Source organism: Candidatus Bathyarchaeia archaeon (assembly GCA_035935655.1).
Classification (GTDB): domain Archaea; phylum Thermoproteota; class Bathyarchaeia; order 40CM-2-53-6; family 40CM-2-53-6; genus 40CM-2-53-6.
Genome location: DASYWW010000046.1, coordinates 85,475 through 103,599 on the forward strand (window position 1 = coordinate 85,475; position 18,125 = coordinate 103,599).

16 protein-coding genes are annotated in these 18,125 nt (G+C 51.4%); 11 read left to right on the plus strand and 5 right to left on the minus strand.

The genetic code is table 11. The features are described 5' to 3' along the window. Positions 1 to 5: 5 nt before the first annotated feature. Positions 6 to 4,553 carry a carboxypeptidase-like regulatory domain-containing protein gene (locus tag VGS11_09490; GenBank protein HEV2120318.1) on the minus strand — a complete coding sequence of 1,516 codons (4,548 nt, stop codon included), beginning with the start codon at positions 4,551 to 4,553 and terminating at the stop codon, positions 6 to 8. Positions 4,554 to 4,756: 203 nt separating this feature from the next. On the opposite strand from VGS11_09490, the gene VGS11_09495 reads away from it, so the two are divergent. Continuing rightward, positions 4,757 to 5,899 carry a cystathionine gamma-synthase gene (locus VGS11_09495; protein HEV2120319.1) on the plus strand — a complete coding sequence of 381 codons (1,143 nt, stop codon included), beginning with the start codon at positions 4,757 to 4,759 and terminating at the stop codon, positions 5,897 to 5,899. Positions 5,900 to 5,955: 56 nt separating this feature from the next. On the opposite strand, the gene VGS11_09500 is transcribed toward VGS11_09495, so the two are convergent. Continuing rightward, entirely contained in the window at positions 5,956 to 6,267 is a 312-nt protein-coding gene (locus VGS11_09500; protein ID HEV2120320.1) for a hypothetical protein, read from the minus strand. Between the two features lie 3 nt (positions 6,268 to 6,270). Continuing rightward, on the minus strand, positions 6,271 to 6,588 hold the full coding sequence (locus VGS11_09505; GenBank protein ID HEV2120321.1) for a hypothetical protein: 318 nt from the start codon (positions 6,586 to 6,588) through the stop codon (positions 6,271 to 6,273). Between the two features lie 67 nt (positions 6,589 to 6,655). On the opposite strand from VGS11_09505, the gene VGS11_09510 reads away from it, so the two are divergent. From VGS11_09510 to VGS11_09520, 3 genes are read left to right on the plus strand one after another with little or no spacing between them, the layout of a single operon-like run. Then, on the plus strand, positions 6,656 to 7,252 hold the full coding sequence (locus VGS11_09510; protein HEV2120322.1) for an adenylate kinase: 597 nt from the start codon (positions 6,656 to 6,658) through the stop codon (positions 7,250 to 7,252). A 4-nt stretch (positions 7,253 to 7,256) separates the two neighbouring features. Further along, entirely contained in the window at positions 7,257 to 7,769 is a 513-nt protein-coding gene (locus VGS11_09515; GenBank protein ID HEV2120323.1) for a YbaK/EbsC family protein, read from the plus strand. Between the two features lie 22 nt (positions 7,770 to 7,791). Beyond that, positions 7,792 to 8,442 (plus strand): TMEM175 family protein, encoded by a 651-nt coding sequence (locus VGS11_09520; protein ID HEV2120324.1) that lies wholly within the window; start codon positions 7,792 to 7,794, stop codon positions 8,440 to 8,442. A gap of 55 nt (positions 8,443 to 8,497) precedes the next feature. On the opposite strand, the gene VGS11_09525 is transcribed toward VGS11_09520, so the two are convergent. Further along, a complete protein-coding gene (locus VGS11_09525; GenBank protein ID HEV2120325.1) occupies positions 8,498 to 9,256 on the minus strand; it encodes an ABC transporter permease in 759 nt (252 codons plus the stop codon). A gap of 6 nt (positions 9,257 to 9,262) precedes the next feature. Beyond that, positions 9,263 to 10,279 carry an ATP-binding cassette domain-containing protein gene (locus VGS11_09530; GenBank protein ID HEV2120326.1) on the minus strand — a complete coding sequence of 339 codons (1,017 nt, stop codon included), beginning with the start codon at positions 10,277 to 10,279 and terminating at the stop codon, positions 9,263 to 9,265. Positions 10,280 to 10,394: 115 nt separating this feature from the next. Here VGS11_09530 and VGS11_09535 point away from each other — a divergent pair, with 115 nt between their 5' ends. The 7 genes from VGS11_09535 to VGS11_09565 all read left to right on the plus strand — a co-directional run bounded on the left by VGS11_09535 (position 10,395) and on the right by VGS11_09565 (position 18,054). Further along, positions 10,395 to 10,967, plus strand: a complete 573-nt coding sequence (locus VGS11_09535; protein ID HEV2120327.1) for a PadR family transcriptional regulator — start codon at positions 10,395 to 10,397, stop codon at positions 10,965 to 10,967. Next, complete coding sequence (locus tag VGS11_09540) at positions 10,964 to 11,380, plus strand: GNAT family acetyltransferase (GenBank protein ID HEV2120328.1); 417 nt, start codon at positions 10,964 to 10,966, stop codon at positions 11,378 to 11,380. The genes VGS11_09535 and VGS11_09540 overlap by 4 nt, the downstream gene beginning before the upstream one ends. 488 nt (positions 11,381 to 11,868) lie before the next feature. Next, complete coding sequence (locus VGS11_09545; protein HEV2120329.1) at positions 11,869 to 13,446, plus strand: hypothetical protein; 1,578 nt, start codon at positions 11,869 to 11,871, stop codon at positions 13,444 to 13,446. Continuing rightward, positions 13,446 to 13,631: a hypothetical protein gene (locus VGS11_09550; GenBank protein ID HEV2120330.1), complete on the plus strand. Its 186-nt coding sequence runs from the start codon at positions 13,446 to 13,448 to the stop codon at positions 13,629 to 13,631. Before VGS11_09545 ends, VGS11_09550 begins: the two co-directional genes overlap by 1 nt. Before the next feature lie 40 nt (positions 13,632 to 13,671). Next, positions 13,672 to 15,090, plus strand: coding sequence for an Nre family DNA repair protein (locus tag VGS11_09555; protein HEV2120331.1), 1,419 nt, complete (start codon positions 13,672 to 13,674; stop codon positions 15,088 to 15,090). A gap of 112 nt (positions 15,091 to 15,202) precedes the next feature. Further along, positions 15,203 to 16,651 carry a TldD/PmbA family protein gene (locus VGS11_09560; protein ID HEV2120332.1) on the plus strand — a complete coding sequence of 483 codons (1,449 nt, stop codon included), beginning with the start codon at positions 15,203 to 15,205 and terminating at the stop codon, positions 16,649 to 16,651. A gap of 2 nt (positions 16,652 to 16,653) precedes the next feature. Continuing rightward, a complete protein-coding gene (locus VGS11_09565) occupies positions 16,654 to 18,054 on the plus strand; it encodes a TldD/PmbA family protein (protein HEV2120333.1) in 1,401 nt (466 codons plus the stop codon). The last annotated feature ends 71 nt before the right edge of the window (positions 18,055 to 18,125 follow it).

Here is an 18,125-nt window from a genome sequence, read left to right on the forward strand (position 1 = left end):
GCGAGTCAGACACTCGCTGGGCTTCCAGAAATGGGGGAAGGGGAGGCTGGTGTTGGGAGGAGGCTAGACGTGCCATGTTTTCGTTTCTTTGTCAGGAAAATTCCTCCAATAATGGCAATCGCAGCGATCAGGCCAGCAAGACCGATGTAAAGGAAAGTCGGCTGGCTAGCCGGTTGGGTAGTTGGCGGAGGTTGACTAGAAGCGGGTTTGGCGAACACTGCGAAAAGGCTGAAGTGGTTGACCGTTCCCTCAACGTAATTCTGGTTACTATTCACGGATACATTGGTTAGGGGGATCCAGCTTGCACCGTTCCAATAATACGGAGCGATCGTACTAGTGTTCAGACCCTGAATCTGGCTAGGTGTGTAATAGAATCGAACCCGAGCATTTAGAGTGATGGAAATGTTGGCGTTAACTTGCGTGTATATTCCTAAAGCCGAAAGTCCGGTCGGAGGGGGTCCACCTGGATTCAATCCTAGCTGAATTACCTGAACTGCAATTGGCGTGGACACGTTGAGGAAGACAGAGGTCTTGATTCCTGGAACGTACTGGGTCCCATTCAAAAGCAAGTTTGTTCCTGAGGCAAGGTTGGGGAAGAGCCAGCTGTTGCCCCCTTGAATGAAGTAGACGTAGTCGTTGCCATTGTTGTCTTGCAGGCCACCGTTTCCAAGGCTGTCTATTGATCTGATACGATAAAACACGGCAGCGCCGGGACCTATTGGAGGAATTGTGACGTTGTAAATGTCTCCAAAGAATGGTTGTTGGACAGGCACGTTTTGTCCTTTTGCGTAAGAGCCGAATAGCGGTGTCATCGGCACAGACGTCCACGTGAGTCTATCGGTTGAATATTCTATGTTAACTGAGCTTACCCCGCTGCCGTCATAAACTTGCGTCCAAACGTGGACTCGGTCACTGGAAGTCGGAGCGAACGGGCTGGACCAAGGAATACTGGCAGTCGGAGGAGTCGTATCTGTGGCCGTTACCAGCGCAGCACTCGACGCAGAAATTTGCGCTACCTGACTGCTGGCCGTTGACCCTGGCGGACTGTATTGATAGTCAATCAACAGCCCATAGACGGGGTAACTGCCTCCTGCTCTCGTTTGAATTCCAATTCTGAAATTAATGCTCTGGCCCGCTCCGAGGCTATACGGCCAGCCGGTGAAGTAGCTTCCATAGCTTGTCTCGGGGGAGGATGGTCCTGTTGGGTTGAACAATGGGCTGTAAGCTTGGAGACTGTATGAGAAGTTCGTCACGTTGGAAGCTCCCGTGTTCGTCACAGTTAGAATTACGAGATTAGTTGCGCCTGCCGAGACTTGTGAGGTGAGCGGGGAAATGATGACTCTCAGACTTGGGTTGAAGCCCGCGATTGTTGGGTCGTAGATTGGCACGGCCTGACTGAAACCGCTCTGGAAGCCCTTGGTGCTAGATTGATTGTAGGAGACAGATCCGGAGAAAGAGTATGTGAATACTCCACTGGAGAAGTATAAGGTTGCCACGGTGGCGGTTGCCGTAAAGTTAACCGTCTGAGATGCCCCGGGAGCCATGTTCGGAACGATCTTTGACAGAATCGGAAAGCTCAGTCCAGGTCCTAAGAGATTCGGCATCATGGCAATGATGTTGTTGTAGGTCACATTTCCTGCGTTGTACATGTGTACGCTCACGATTGTTGAGGTCTTGTTCGCTACAACTGCGGGGTCTATTGTAGCATATGTCTTCAGCAGGCCAATTTGCGGTAGAGCAATTGTCGAGGCGGAAGGGTAAACACCGAGCAGAGGACCGGTGTAATAGAACTTGTATTGGTTAGAACCGGATTGAGCGGTGACGTTGCTCGAAGTCGCAAAAAGGTTTGTAGTGTTTGCCTTGACGACATACCATGTTGAGTAGCTTTGTCCGGACGGGAGGGAAGCAACAGTGAAAGATACAGTCTTGAGGTTGCTGGCTTCAGATACCGAAGGACCGAGGCTTACAACCGGCAACCAGAAGGGTATCGAAGGACCGCCGCTCGAGTTGGTTCTGGAGCTTTGGGGAATCAGGGAAGATACGATTACATTGTTGGCAAGTTGAGGTCCAGTGTTAGTTACGCGAAGGTTAACTTGGACTAAGCTCTGGTTCTGGGCCGCGTAAAGAATACTGATCTTTGTCACGTTCATTGTCATGTCCACTACGGGGACGATCGTTGGAGAACCCACCGTGACCGGTATTGCGCTAGATTGCGTGAGGTATTCGCCGATCAGCTGATGCCCTGTCCCAGTCGCATTAACCTGGCTGCTGTAGGCTATTCGTTCCGGTGTTATCGATATTGCACCAGTGACGTTGAAGAAGTACGGGTAGGATACCGTTAGCGTTCCACCCGGCAAGATGCTTGTCGGGGTGATGACGTAGAACTGGATGTACGTGCCTTCAGCATTGTTCTGTAGAGAACCAGTATAATTGGCAATAAGTCGATAGCTTCCGACTGGCAGAGTCGATACGCCGAGCCATGTAGTCGAATACCCGCCTGTCGAATTAGTAATCAGAGTCGTTATCGGTCTCAGTGTGTTGTTCGTAAGTTTGTATGATAGTACTACGGGAGCGCTTGCAATCGGCTTGCCCGACGCATTTACCAAAGCGCCCGCGATAGTCGTTGATCCGCCGGTTGGGACCGAGCAAGGTAGGCAGTAAAGTCCAAGGTAGGACGCCTTTGGGTTTTGAAATTGCGGAAGGGGCCCAGAGTAACTGACCTGGTTAGTAGATGTCAAATTCACGGAATTCTGGAAAGTCAACCGAAGCGTCACCTGGCTGAATGGTGACACTGGGCCGCCTGGGATCAGGTACGGTTTCAGCGGGCTCCATCCCTCGCCCCCACCGAGCAGCATGTTTGGTGATACTACGAGTTGCATAGATCGCCCAAAGGGTTGGAGAAGAACATGAGTCAGTACAGCCGGCGCACAACCAACGCCATTGCTGACTCGAAACGTGAAGTATGTAGTATTGGCTGTGACAGGGGGGAAAGAAGTGACGCTAACGCAAGGCGTGGGCTGTTGCGGAGTATTTCCTACCCCTTGCGGGTACAAGAAAATTTCGGCATCCGGGTTGAGGTCTTCTAGGTTAAAGTAAGTAGCAGTCAAGTTGGTATTGTGAATACTAACTGTGACAGTTCCGTTTTGTCCGTAAGTCGGACCCGTCGGGCTGATGTTCTTCGTAACGGTTAGAGGACCGTTTTGTCTCACGTTTGGGGCCGGGGAAAACTGCGTGTCCCAATGGTAGACATAGTTCGATGTATCGAGGAAATAAGCGCTAAGCGTAAATGTTGGATTCGGATTGAACGACTGGAAGTTGAACAGGCGATTGTATGTTGCACCCTTGAGAAGCGAGGCAATCCCGAACTGTAAGGAGGTAACGCTTTGCTGGCCCAATAGTACGACGCCTGAAAATCCGAGAGTGAAATGGAGATTGTTCGCATCCATCGCTCCGGTGTTAGTTATGCCCAGAGTTAGATTGAACGGCTGTCCAACATAGAATGTTGAAGGTGTCGTGGTCCACGTTGCGGTGAGATACGGAGAGTCGAAAGCGGGATAGTGGAATGTAACGCTCACATCAGGCACTAATCTCTGGGCTGTTCCCACCCAGGGGAACACTCCGACGACGAGTGTCGATCCAGTACTTGACTGAACCAGCATGTTGGCCGGGTTGAAACTCTTGACTTGTGCTCCGCCGGGCAAAGATGCAACAAAAGTCTCGTTCGTGGCAGAATAGATTCCTCCACTCTGGCCTACCAACGCGCCGAAGTCCATAGTGTAGTCTTGGGGTAGGGAGAAGGTCAAGACTTTCTTGTGGACTACAGCGACGCCCGTGGAGTTGAGTCCGAAAGCGGGAGCGATTGCTGCTCCGATAGCGCCTATACCAAGAGCTGCTGATGCAATCCCTGATGCGCTAAAAGCAGGTGCTACGGGATAGGTGAGAGATTCTAGGCTGTTGAAAATGATCGCTGAACTTGATGTTTGAAGGAGGGAGCTTGTGTATTTGCCTATCATAGCTGACTTGGCGCTTGTCAGCAGTTCGAATTTGTTGACGAAGTTCGAGTAGGGATTCGAGGTGATGTTGGCCCCGAATACTGAGACGGGAAGTGTCAGAGGATTCGAGACCAACGCCTGGAATGATCCTGGTGCCATACCGAAAACCGTCTGGACGTCGGAAACTATCGAGAGAGTATTACGTTGGACTCCTTCGATTACAAGTATCACTCTGTAGGGTGCGAAACCGTTCGCCGCGCTTGTGACATTTATTCCAGCAGTGCTAGAGAGACTTGAAGAATTGAGGTTGCTAACGATCAGTGTCACGCCGACATATTTGTAAATCGGATTCGTTAGATCCCAAGGAACTATCGTCGGGTCCAACGCGTAGAAGCTTCCTGCCGCCACATCTCCCTGCGCGCTGACAACCATTCCATTTACCTCGAAGCTAGGAGGAAACAGGTTTCCCAGATTCGGGCTCGCTTTGCTTGCAGGAACACTCCAGAGAACCGCTAGTGAGAGGATGACGAGGATTATCGGGCGATAATTTGATAGTCGCATTCGGATTCTGGGCTAGCCTCATTTCTTTCGTTACTATGCTCCCTGTTACCGAAATTGTTCATCGGAGGTTCTCCCAGAACGATTCATTTCCTCGCCGGTTCCTCTCGCGTCACGGAACTCTCGTCGAGGAATCTTGCTTTGGATGTCACTTTCGATTGCGGGAAAGATAAGTTAAATCAGCGGCTCAAGGTTGCCGCTTTCTCATGAGGTTCTCAACCAAAGCCATCCATGAAGGACAGGCCCCGGATCCTGCGACAGGCTCGGTCACGGTCCCTGTCTATCTTACTTCAACCTACATGCAACTCAAACCTGGGCGTGAGAGAAAGTACGTGTATTCGCGAACTGCAAATCCTACGCGCAACGCTCTAGAGGAGAGCTTAGCATCCTTGGAAGATGGAAAAGTTGGCCTCGCCTTCAGCTCAGGCCTCGCCGCAACGACCACCGTCTTAATGCTTCTGCGGAAAGGAGATCACGTGATCGCCGGGGACGACATCTACGGTGGAACCTACCGATTATTCGACCAAGTGCTCAGAAGCTATGGACTCCAGTTTACCTATGTGGACCCGAGGTCACCTGACAGGGTGGAGAAAGCAGTTCGAAAGAATACCAAAATGATCTGGATTGAAACTCCTACCAATCCACTGATGAGAGTTGTTGACATTCGAGCCATTTCAAAGATCGCGGCGAAGATTCACGCACTCCTGGTAGTGGACAACACCTTCGCAAGTCCCTACCTTCAGAACCCGTTGAAGCTTGGTGCCGATATCTCGGTGCACAGCACAACAAAATACCTCGGAGGTCACAGCGACCTAATTGGCGGTGCCGCCATTACAGCGGACACTAATACGGGCAAACGTCTCAAGTTTCTACAGAACGCCGTCGGCGCAGTTCCTGGACCCTTAGACTGCTGGCTTGTATTGCGCGGAATCAAGACACTTGCAGTTAGGATGGATCGACATGACTCGAACGCGAAGCAGATCAGCGGGTTTCTCCAGAAGCAGCCCATCGTAGAACACGTCTACTATCCCGGCCTCCCAGATCATCCGCAACGAGATGTAATCAAGCGCCAAATGCGGGGGTACGGCGGAATGCTCAGCTTCGAACTCAAAGGAGGATTCAGAGAATGCGAAAAACTCTTGACCAAACTCCGGGTCTTCACCTTAGCAGAAAGTCTAGGGGGAGTCGAATCTCTCATCGAACACCCAGCGAGCATGACTCATGCTAGCATCCCGCGTCAGAGACGAATCGAGCAGGGGATCAAGGACACTCTCATACGCATGAGCGTCGGAATAGAAGACGTCGAAGATCTACTCGAGGATCTTCAAAAAGGGTTCAGATCCCTTTAGGGCTTGTTCTGGTGAATCTGGATGAGGGACCAATTTCCCGACAAGTTCAGCCCGGATCACTTCTTCCAGACCTCTCCGCCCGTGTAAGGATCTAGAAAGTTCAATTGCATATCTAGGACTTGCTGGTAGACCTTTCCCGCATCCGTTCGAGAATAGTGCGTGAACCTGCCATCGGTACTGGCTATGATCAAAGATGTTCTCGTAAGAATGCCGCTGGGTCCGAGTAATCGATCGAACGCCTTGTCATCTCCCCCAAAGGGGCCGTTGAGCAGTGTGCTCTTGGGACACTTGTCGGCAAATACCTCTATCATCTTCAGCACGGTCAGTCGCTTCTCTGCCTCCTTCCTTGTTTCCGGTGAGAGGGGCACTTTTCATCGGCCGAGCTTCTCAGCCAAGGCCAACAGTCTGGAATATCTCCTTCGTAGGCCTAATAGGCTGTAGATTGAGATTAGGGAGAGCAAGAAGAGGACGACAGTCAGAGCGGTCTCCACGACAACTGATGGATCTAGCCTTGGAGCCATCATTAACCCGAACCCTCCTCCTGGCGGAGCAAAATACTCGAAGTAGAGCAACCTGACAAGCGAAGATATCGCCAGCAGTAGAGCAAAAGCTGCGATCAAAGCCTGGGTTGTAATAGTTCTAAGCAGATCATCAGCCATGCGAGCCGCGTCCTCTTTGAAAGCGGCCAATACTTCTTTTAGCAGAGGATCCTCGATCGACGACGCGTTCTATCCCTTCTCTCCGTGGAAATGAAAGGTGCTCACACTCGATTCGCAATCCAGTGGATTTAAGCAGATTCCTAGCAGCCAGCAGGACTCTCATCGACGGATCTCTGTCGTCGGGACTATCGGATCCGGCAAGACCACGTTTGCCCGCAAGACATCGAGGATTCTTGATGCTCCGCACATCGAGCTTGATGCTCTCCACTGGGAGCCAAACTGGGTAGAAGCGCCCAACGATCTCTTCCGAGAACGCGTTACGCGATCATTGCAAGGCGACTCTTGGGTGGTGGATGGAAATTACCATCAAGTACGGGACATTGTCTGGAACCGCGCCGATACGGTCATTTGGCTAGACTATCCCTTTAGAATCATCATTGGAAGGTTAGCCAGGCGGACCCTGAAGAGAATCCTCACTCATGAGAAGTTATGGAACGGTAATCAAGAGCACATCCGGGGATTGTTCACTCGTGACTCCGTCTTCTTATGGGCGATCCGGACCTATCGAAGACGAAGGAGACAATACCCCCATCTCCTAAGCAGACCGGAGAACTCGCATCTTACAGTCGTAAGGCTCAGATCCCCAAGAGAGTCGGCAGAATTTCTCTCAACTTTGGACAAAAAAGAGATTTGAAGAATTGAGCCAAGCTAAGCAAGGCTATTCGGAGTCTCTCCGAACCACTCTCGTCTCAAAAGGAATCTGGCACCGTTTCATAGAGTTCACCGAGCCAGTTAGGACGGTCGAAGAAGCCTCAAGGAAAGTCGAGATAGATCGGATCATCAAGTCCATTGTCCTAGTAGGTTCAGACAACAAACCGATCCTAGCAATACTACCGGCAAAGAACAAGATTAGCTACAAGAAAATCAAAACACTGCTCAAGATCAAAGACGTGCGGCTAGCACAGCCCGATGAAGTCCTAGAACACTCAGGCTATCCGGTCGGAGGAGTACCACCATTCAACAGAATCAATCGAATTCTATTTGACCCAACAGTTCAACGAAACGCAAGAAGTATCGCCGGCGGAGGAGACCCGAACAAACTCGTGGAACTTGAGACTCAGGACTTAGTCGCGTTTCTCGACCCAATAGTCGCAGACTTCAGCACCCGACGACAAATGAATGAGAAATTAGTCCCTCTAAATACCACTTGACCCCTGCAAACCCCCGAGCAGTATGTCCGGGGAGAGAATCAGAGAGTCCTCTGAGAGTCCACGAATCAAGATTAGGATCGAGTCGCTGTCGGACCTGGTCTTTGGCCTCGCGCTCTCGATAGGCTCCCTCGAACTTCTAGCCCGGACACCTCAGACCCCGACAGACTTGGCAGCGAGTGTTGCGCTCTTCGCCTTCAGTTTCCTTATAGTAGTCTCCATCTGGTTCGGCTATGCGAGGATTATGGCCGTTATCCCCCAAGAGACTGGGGCCGCCATTTCCCTGAATCTGCTTCTTTTGTTTTGCGTCGTTCTTGAGCCATATCTCTTCTTCGTCCTACAATCGCAGCCTTCGAACATCTCGTTCCTCGATTGGGCATCATTTGGATACGCACTTGACGTCGGGGCCATGTTTCTAATATTGGGCGGTCTAATCCGACCTATCCTCCGGAAGAAGATCTCCGGAGTGGAAAGACCCGAGCTTCACCCCGTTTTATTGCGCAGATTTCGTATTGCTATGTTCTTCTACGCTTTCGTCGCAGTGACCTACTTCGTCTCGGCTCTTCCCTTCTTCTGGGTCGACACGCCGATTGGTCCTCTCAGGTTTGTCCTTTGGTACTCTGCGTTTGCCTTCGTTTTCCTCGGATTATTGAATCGCAGGCGCGAAAGAACTTAACAATCTAACTATTGCGGGGACACGCATTGGTTGAAGAGAGATTTAGCTGATCCGTCTAGCTGACAATTTTTCTGAACTCGTAGAACGTTGCACCCAACGTTAGGACAGCTATCAGGGATATTACAGCGTAAGCTTCCGAAAACGATCCCCACACGTATCCGGTCATGATGAGATCCCGAATAGCATTCACAGCAAAGCTAATCGGATTGTACGAGGAAACATTCTGCATCCAAAGAGGCATTAGTCCCTGCTGCACTAGAGCTGTACTCATGAATAGAAGGGGAAAGGTCAGGGTTCCGGCTATTCCGAACACCGTCTCAGCACTCTTGGTTCTAAGTCCTAGGGCTAGTGATATTCCCGACCAAGCAAGGCCGAAGAAGGCTACAGTGATGAGGATGAGAATGTAACCGACGATCCCGGTCACCGGAAAGACCCCTAAACCATAGGCAAGTAATAGAATGATGAGCGTCTGAGCGAAAACCCTGAAAGCGTCGCTCAAGAGCCTGCCCAGTAGGATAGATGTGCGACTCGCGGGGGTCGCAAGTACCTTTGTGAGGAAACCGGATTTGATGTCGTCTACGACAGCGGTGCCAGATTGGAACGCGCTTGAGAACGAGTTCTGCAATATTATTCCTGCAGTAGCGAACACCGTATAGTTCGTTCCGAGAAGGAGGCCGAACTTGCTGAACAGTTGTGTGAACAATAAGAGGAAGATTATTGGTTGAAAGAGAGAGAAAAAGAGCAATATCGGGTTTCGTACAAGTTTCTTCATCCAGCGGACGAACATGTAATATGTGTCGGAGACGAATGTCATTCTGGTCTACCTCCTTCTTCTACCGAACATTCCAGACGCTCGAGACTTGTCGATCTGCTCGGGTCGGATTCTCCTTCCCGTATGTTTTAGGAACACGTCGTCTAGGGTCGGGCTAGACACGCCGATAGACGAGAGCTTGATCCCGGCACTGTCAAAAGCTCGTACTATGTCGGGAACCAGGAATCCCCCATTCTTCGCGTATATTACAATCCCCTCGTCAGAGTCGACGATTTCAGTGATTCCCCCTAGGCTGCCTAGTAGTTGTTTGGCTCGGTCCTTGAGAGAGCCAGTCCCGGCGTTACCATTCTCGAATCCCAGCGTAATGCGATCCGCTCCAATCTCTGACTTTAGTTCTGAGGGGGTTCCCTGGGCGACAATTTCGCCATGGTCTAGAATGGCAAGTCGGCGGCACAGCCGGTCAACTTCCTCCAAATACTGTGTCGTGATGAAGATCGTCATACCGGTCTGGTTCAACCCCTTGAGATACGCCCATACTTGAGCCCGCGACTGTGGATCCAAGCCGGTCGTAGGCTCGTCTAGAAAGAGTATCTTCGGTCTGTGAACAAGGGTTGAGGCTAGGTCGAGCCTCTTTTTCATTCCACCTGAATAGTATGCTGATCGTTTGTCCGCTGCGTCTCCAAGGTCAACGACTTTGAGCAGTTCGTTTACGCGTTCCTTCAACTCTTCCCCGCGCATCTGCTGTAGGTGTCCTTGAAGCAGCAGGTTCTCTCGACCCGTGAGATCTTCGTCAATGACCGTGTCCTGCATCTGGACTCCGATTAACTTGCGTACTTTTTGTGCATCGTGCTCGATGTCGTGGCCAGCCACGGTAGCCAATCCCGAAGTCTTCCGTAGGATGGTGGTTAGGATCTTGATCGTAGTGCTCTTTCCGGCGCCGTTCGGTCCGAGAAATCCGAAGAACTCACCTTCATCGACTTTGAAAGAGATTCCCTTGACAGCCTGAGTGCCGTCACCATAGGTCTTTACAAGGTTCTCGACTTGGACTGCCGGCAACTCTACCACTCTATCGTATTAGATATATCGCATCCGATATGGTTTCATATAAAGAGTTCTTTGAAAAAGCCTCTCTCTCGAAACGAGTTTATTAGCGAAGGTCTGCATCTTGTAAATTGAATGTATGCCTGCCTCTAAGGTAATTATCGTCAAACATTCACAACTTCATAGTACTCTCGCACATCCGCAAGGGATTCCCAGAGGGTTTCTGCGTCTCTACGTCTTGAAGCGAATCGCCGTGAGACCAGCTCACGGGTACGATCTCTTGCAAGAGATCGAGAGCAAGACTGAGGGAGTCTGGAGGCCGGGAGCTGGTTCCATCTATCCGATTCTGAAAGAGCTTGTAAAAGGGGGTTACATTAGGGCAGAATCTCACGAGAAGACCGGAAAGTCCCAGCGCATATATCACATCACGTCTGAAGGACGAGCGCTACTACAGCAATCGGGTGAGATGCTGTTGAAAACTGGACAAAACTGGGGAGCCATGAGATCTATAATCATAGAACTCGTTGATCCGAAGAACATTCCTACCATGTTCACCCATATGACTGCCGGACAATTCGCGTTTCTCCGTGGAATCCTCGAAACGAAAAGAGACAAGATTCCGCGTAAAGAAATTCAGTTCATGTTGAAAGAATATGCCCTTAATCTTGAGAGACAACTCGACTGGACAAGGCGAATTCTCAAGAAATCATGAAGATCCGTGAGTTCAGTCTAGACGACTACACGATTGTACGCGAACTCTGGCAAGCCGCGGGTTTGATCCTTCGCCCGGGAGACGAGCTTGAAGATATCAAATTGAAACTTCAACGAGATCCGGATTTGTTCCTCGTAGCTGAACACGACGATGAGATCGTCGGCAGCGTGATTGGTGGCTGGGATGGACGGCGTGGTTGGATCTACCACCTAGCGGTGAAGCCCCAACAGCAACGAAAGGGAGTCGGCGTGGGACTCGTTCGCGAAGTCGAGAAGCGTCTTCTCGCCAAGGGGGCGAAGAAAGTGAACGCCCAAGTCTACAAGTCGAACGAGCGATCGTCCAGGTTCTTCAAGGCCATAGGATACGAAACGCAACCTGACCTCATAATGATAGGGAAACAGCTTAGAAAATAGGAGAAGGGCCGGACCAAGCTCCAGCCCCAAGTGGTCATGTTTGGAACAGCATTCTGTTCGCAATTCCAGTCTCGCTCCAAAAGGTTCCCAGCTTAAGAAGGTCCCAGGATGAAACGAGCTGATATCCAAATGTTTGCTGAGCATCAGTCTTCGAGAACAACAGGTCCAATGTAGTCGCAATCCGCGCAATGATGGAGAGATCCAATGGAACCTCCGAGCCAGAGAAATACTTCCTCTGAGCCGCATATCAAGCATCTTCGCATTTTCACATGCTCACCTCTACCGTGCGAGAAAAGCGGAGTAGGGACTATTCCGTTTTCCTAGGATTTTGCTTAAGTGCGAAATTACCCGGACGTCCCGGGCCCCTCATTCGGCCGGGGAAAAATAAGAATATTCCAGAAAGAATATATTCCAACGGGAATGATATGGATTTTCCCTTGGGCAAGAGTCAATAATATCAATCTTCACGGATGGGCTTGTGAATCTTTTTGGAGGGCCTCACTCCTCGGAGCATTCTCCGTGTAGCCCTGCTATCATTCTTCCCTTGGGCACCCGCGTATCTCTTTGAGAGGGCTAATTTCTGGTTTGGACAAACGAACAATGGCTATTGGTACTACCAGTTCTCTGGAACTAGACTTGAAGCTGACGTAGTCTCCTTCGCTCTTGGAGGAATACTCGTCGCGTATCTTCTCCGGCCTCGCTGGGCGGTTGTCCAGGTTTTCCTCAGCGCTTCACTCATCTATGTTCTATTCTATCTGACGTGTCCAACGTACATGGCTGGACCGATTTGGAGGTCTGAGTGCTACTCTCTTGGACCGGACCGTCTTGCGGGGGTCCGACTATGCGCAATGATGTTTTCGTTCGGAGCACTGCCTGCGATCATGAGAGCATCCTACGAAGAAGACAGACTGAACAAGCGGTTACGCCCGTGGATTGCGATATTCGGGGCATTCATCACGTCAGTGGTCACGACGTGGTTTCCCCTTACGGCTTGGTTCTCAGGCGTGACCTATCTCCCGCCACTCGTTCCCTTCCAAGCAGCACTCCTCTTCGGAGTCTCAGAAATGGCCGTTGGAATTCAAGCTGCCAAGATAAGCAGGTCTATCTTGGTCGCCGCCATTTCCGGCGTAACTTCTGCCCTCCTTCTCTCCGGGTTTCTCTGGTCGCTTCTCTGTCCATCCTGCGAGAGGAGCTTGTTGCTTCTCATCGTTCCATCATGGGGATTCTTCGCTTTGATTGGAGGTTTCCTGGAACTCGGTATTCATAGGAAACTCGGCGTTGGTCCCTTGGAGCATTTCAATCCGAGACTAGAAAGCATCCGACGTGTTGGAATCGCTGTAGTCCTTCTCTTCTCGTTGTGGACACTCGTAGCCTTTCAATTCTGGGACCCGAGCGTCCTGTACTCCACCAACATCTCTCAAGGCCCCGGACAATCGACGCTCGGCGCACCAACGTATCCTTACGTTGCAGGCTATTACAACTCAACCCAGTACAGGATTTGCTGTCTTCAGGTCGGAGTTAGTTTCACCAGAGTGGATCTGAGAGCTCTAGCCCCGAATAACTTTCTCATGGCAGGGATGGGCGTGCAATCTCCCAATTGTTGCATTGACGGCTGGGATTTCGGATGGAGAGCCGATCTCTTCATCTTACCCAACGGGACCCGAGTAGTTTCAGGCACTACCTGGGAGACTTGCGATGGAAATGCGAATTGCGGAGGGGTAATGTGGCAGCATCTCAGATATCACGCCGAGAGAATCATAGATTCGGCAAATATCTCAACTCCGGTCTACCTCCGGATGATGTGGCACTGCGACCAACCCAACTGCCACGCGGATTGGTACTACAACTACACGGGACGGCCATGGACGAGGTTCGGTAGCTTTGTCCCAGACTTCCGCGAAGGCCGCTATTTCGACATCGGAGTAGTCGGAGGGGGAGCGGCAAATTATCCTTCAGCCTTTGCCTTCTTTTACCAGTTTGGCGTGGCGAGCAAGTTCCCGTTCCGGGATGGTCCGTTCAACTGCTGTACCCGTCCTTCGTGCATCCGGACGGGTCGTGGCGGCTAATGGAACGGGCTAACATCATACAAGGATGGCATTCGTTTTGGAAGGCCAACTATCGATGGGGAGGAGAGCCGTACAACGGAGTCTCTGCCCGGGCAAACGCGAATGATAAGTCCCTGCCCTCAGGAGTTCTAGAGCTAACATACTCCGGAATGGGAACGTTACAAGACAAGTCCACCCTTTGGTAGTATTGAGGTTCTAGCCACCAGACTCTCAATCTGAATCGCGGTGGCGTCGGGAGCAGGTCTATCGGACAAGCAACACGGATTCGGGTCCATCTCCGGAATTATAGAGAAATGGTTTGCTTTGACGAATATGCTCAGCTCGTTGGGTAAAGAAGCGTCACAAAGTTACGACATCGTCTCATCTGCCGAGAGACTTTGCCCAATGTGCAAGAGAGTGAGGAGGCTATCGGGAGAGAAGAAATGTGCGATACATGTCAAGGCAGACTCCCTAGCAACACATCATCCAGAATTCGACCTGAAGTCCATCGCAGGATCCAGTCCACCAGGAGTCTTCGTAGGAAGGTTCGGATACCCAAACGTCTACGTTGGACCGATGGTACCCGCAATCTCCGGCGACACGGAGATACTTGATACTCCTGAATGGTGGATGGGCAAGGGCTTCGATGAGATAGTAGATTTCAGATACAGTTTGCTCCGAGGCTACAGCAAAGCGAACGTCTCAGACGCTCAGAAGGGAGGCAGACTCATCGAGATACTGCAAGACGTGGCCATGATGTCAAAACCAGTTGACACAGAGCTTGTCCTTACTCGACCGCCTCGGAAGGTGTTGGACCTGCGGGACGACTCTCAACCGTTCGGTCCAATTGGACCACTCGCCTCTTTTCGGGCCGGCAACTCCTCCGTTGACAACAGAATCGAGAAAGCCTTCTATGATAGCGATCTTCCCGCCGACGACGCAGTGCTACAACTGTACCGAAACGGAGTCTTGGTGACCCGAATTCAGCGAGCGTTTAGCCTCGGGATGTTCGGTGAGAGCAAAAGACGGAAGCTCGTCCCGACACGGTGGAGCATAACGGCAGTCGATAGCAATCTCAGCCTCAAGCTAATGGCTCGCGTAAGACACCATCCCCCCATCGACGAATTCCGCGTCTACACCTACACGTATCTGGACAACATCTACGTGGGCATCCTCACCCCTGAAAACTGGAAGTTCGAATGGATTGAAGCCTGGTTCGAACCCGAGCTACTCGCCACTAGTTTTCCCGACGTAAACATGGCCGAGGACGTGGAAGAGAGCAGCTATGTTTCTCCGAAAGGATATCGGCCCGTAATGCTCGGCGATTCAGAAGGATTCCGAGGACGCAAGACCTACGCCAAGCCCGGTGGCTGCTACTATTCAGCGAGACTCGCGGTCTCAGAGTATCTCGATTCGATCCGGAAGCAAGCGGGTGCGATAATGCTGAGGGAGATTCATCCAGGTTACATAATGCCGGTTGGGGTCTGGAATGTAAGGGAGAGTCTGAGAGCACTCCTCAAGACACCGTTCGAGAGATTCGAATCCATGGACGCTGCGCTGAATCATGTGAGCAACATTTTCGAGATATCAAAGCTTGGTTGGATAGAGTCCTCGGCCCTACTTCAGAACGCGTATTTCCAGCGGAAGATCAGCCAATTCAACTAGACCTAGCTCATCAGCCAGCCAGCCCCTCTTTGGAGTATGACTTCGTAATTGTCCTCCAGACTGTGCTCACACCTGGTAAATGCTTAAGCAGAGGCGTTTGTTATGCGATTCTGTGATTTCTACCAAGGACCTAGGCGAGGAACTCGCGAAGATATCTCTCGATCTTGCGAAGAGAGAGAACGCAAGCTATGCTGAGTTGAGGCTTGTTAACACTCGATCCGAGGCTGTTAGCGTCGTAAACGAGAATCCGGCCAGCGAAGAAGCGAGCACGATTGGCGTTGGAATTCGCGTTCTCTACAGGGATCTGGGCTGGGGATTCGCTGATACGGACGAACTCGAACATGATAGCATAGGAGAGACAACCAAGAAGGCGCTCGCTCTCGCCAGGGGCGCGTCCAAACTCGGGATAAAAGTCACTCGCGCCTCGGAGCCCGTTCATGTCGACAAGTGGGCCACACCGGTCAAGAAGGACCCGTTCCGCGTCCCAACCGAGACCAAGTACGAACTTCTCCAAGATACAACCAAGCGGATGAAGGAAAACGACGTTGTGGCCAGAAGAGGTCAGATGACGTTTGATTTTATCGAGAAGTATTTTGCGAATTCAGAAGGGTCGAAGATATTCCAAACTCTCTCCTACGCGGGCGTATCGGTTATCGTTGCCGCAAAGGGACCTACAGGTGTCCAGAGGCGATCAGTTCAACAGAACGCTGGCGGTGGCTATGAGCTCATTGACGAGATGGACCTTCCCGGACAGGCAGTGGAGATTACAAAAGACGTCCTAGCGCTCACTCATGCGCCAACTATCAACGAGGGAAAGTCAGACATTATTCTCAGCGGAGACCAGGTTGCATTGCAGGTGCACGAGTCCTGCGGTCATCCAATAGAGCTCGACAGGGTTCTAGGTTACGAGGCGAACTTCGCGGGCCGAAGCTTTCTACAACCTGACCAGTTGGGTAAGCTCCAGTATGGATCAGAACACGTGAACATAGTAATGGACGCAACCCTCGACCATGGGAACGGACTAGGAACCTTCGGCTACGACGACGAGGGAGTGAAGGCTCAGCGAAAATATGCTGTCAAGAATGGAAAGTTCGTGGGATATCTTATGTCCCGAGAAACCGCCCCGAGAGTTGGAGAGACCCGGAGCAACGGATGCATGCGAGCAGAATATTACAAGCTTCCAATTATCAGAATGACCAACGTCAGTCTGGAACCCGGAGACTGGGACTATGATGAAATGATAGAGGATACACGTGACGGGTACCTTATGGTCACAAACTATGGCTGGAGCATTGACCAGAAGAGGTACAACTTCCAGTTCAACACCGAGAAAGGCTACAGGATAAAGAATGGAAGTATTGGAGAAATGGTCAGAGGACCCACCTACGCCGGCATAACACCCGAGTTCTGGAACTCCTGCGATGCCATCGCCAACAAGAAGAGTTGGGTGCTGTGGGGAACGCCCAATTGCGGAAAAGGCCAGCCCGGTCAGACAATGATCACGGGCCACGGTGCCTCACCTAGCAGGTTTAGGAACATCCGAGTTTTTGGAGCATCTTAGCCATGTCACAGGAGATGGAGCGCCCGTCTGCTTCTCTCAAAGAGAGAGCCCACAAGATCTTCAGTATTGCAAAGAGTGTGGCGGGAAAGGCTGAGGCAGAGATAATACTCGTGTCCCGAGTTGACGAGTACCTTCGATTCGGAAATAATGAACTCGCACAATCACAGTATAGCACCAGTAGAAACCTGTCCGTGAGGATCGCGTCCGAGAAGAAACAAGGACGAGTCACAACGGGCACCTTGGACAAGGCCTCGATCGAGACTACTGTTGCCAAGGCTCTCAGCCAAGCCCGCAATTCACCGGAAGACCCCGATTATCTGCCAATGCCGGGCCCACAGAAATACCAATCAGTCAACCGATACAGCGAGAAAACTGTCGAGGCTCCGGCCGAGCTGAAAGCAGGCCACATCGGCTCCGCAATCGATCTCGCCAAGAAAAACCACCTTCTTGCCTCTGGCGTTCTCGGAACTAGCGTTGAACACGTGACGATGCTCAACACATCCGGACTCGAAGCATCCTATCGAGGATCAGGTGGATACTTTTCGTTGACAATGGACGCCGACAACGGTAACCAGACAGGTTACGCCCTGTCAACCTTTGGCGATATCGGCGAGCTGGACCCGGGCAAGGTCTCACAGACCGCTCTCGAAAGGGCCAAGCTGAACAAGAACCAAGCCGACATCGCTCCAGGAAAGTTCGACATTGTTGTTGATCCTTATGCGTGGAGCGAGATGCTAGCATACTTCGCCGTATCCGCATCCACAGGCAACAGTCCCGATCTGGGAATGCGACAGTACAAGGAAGGAAGAAGCTATCTCTCAGGCAGACTGGGAGAGAAGATTCTCGGCGACAACATCAGCATAGACGACGACGTTTATGATCCAAACCAGGCCGGGCCGCCATTCGACGGAGAAGGCTGCCAGAAGAACAAAGTCTCTCTTATCGAAAACGGGGTATTTCGAAACGTGGTATCCTCCCGAATATCCCAACACCGCTATGGTGCAGCCCCGACAGGTCACGAGCTGCCATTGCCAAACCCCTTGGGCGAGCTACCCACCAACCTCGTAATTCGAGGCAAAGGAGCTACCAAGACCTCGGAGGAGCTAATTGGAGAGCTTGACAAGGGGCTATTGATTACCAGATTCTGGTACGTACGAGAAACAGAGCCTAGGACCAAGACCGTGACCGGCATGACGAGGGACGGCACGTTTTTGGTAGAGAATGGCGAGATAAAGAGGCCGGTGAAGAACCTGCGGTTCAACCAGAGCCTCTTGGAACTATTCAACAAGGTCGACGCTGTATCCGAGCCAGTGCGTAACTTCTCCGAGTTCCAGCAGTTCCGAATCCTGCAACCAGGTATTCTGGCAAGGGACTTTAACTTCACAAGCGTCTCTCCTTTCTAACCAGCCTAACCAGATCCAGCGTAGTCTCGAAAGAACTTCCCGGGGACGGGACCTCTCGGTTCTAGAAAACT

Bases quoted from the DNA above. Each gene is read 5' to 3' on its own strand.
- VGS11_09540 (HEV2120328.1), top strand. From the start codon at position 10,964: ATGAAGATCCGTGAGTTCAGTCTAGACGACTACACGATTGTACGCGAA.
- VGS11_09525 (HEV2120325.1), bottom strand. From the start codon at position 9,256: ATGACATTCGTCTCCGACACATATTACATGTTCGTCCGCTGGATGAAG.
- VGS11_09490 (HEV2120318.1), bottom strand. From the start codon at position 4,553: ATGCGACTATCAAATTATCGCCCGATAATCCTCGTCATCCTCTCACTA.
- VGS11_09520 (HEV2120324.1), top strand. From the start codon at position 7,792: ATGTCCGGGGAGAGAATCAGAGAGTCCTCTGAGAGTCCACGAATCAAG.
- VGS11_09535 (HEV2120327.1), top strand. From the start codon at position 10,395: ATGCCTGCCTCTAAGGTAATTATCGTCAAACATTCACAACTTCATAGT.
- VGS11_09565 (HEV2120333.1), top strand. From the start codon at position 16,654: ATGTCACAGGAGATGGAGCGCCCGTCTGCTTCTCTCAAAGAGAGAGCC.
- VGS11_09495 (HEV2120319.1), top strand. From the start codon at position 4,757: ATGAGGTTCTCAACCAAAGCCATCCATGAAGGACAGGCCCCGGATCCT.
- VGS11_09550 (HEV2120330.1), top strand. From the start codon at position 13,446: ATGGAACGGGCTAACATCATACAAGGATGGCATTCGTTTTGGAAGGCC.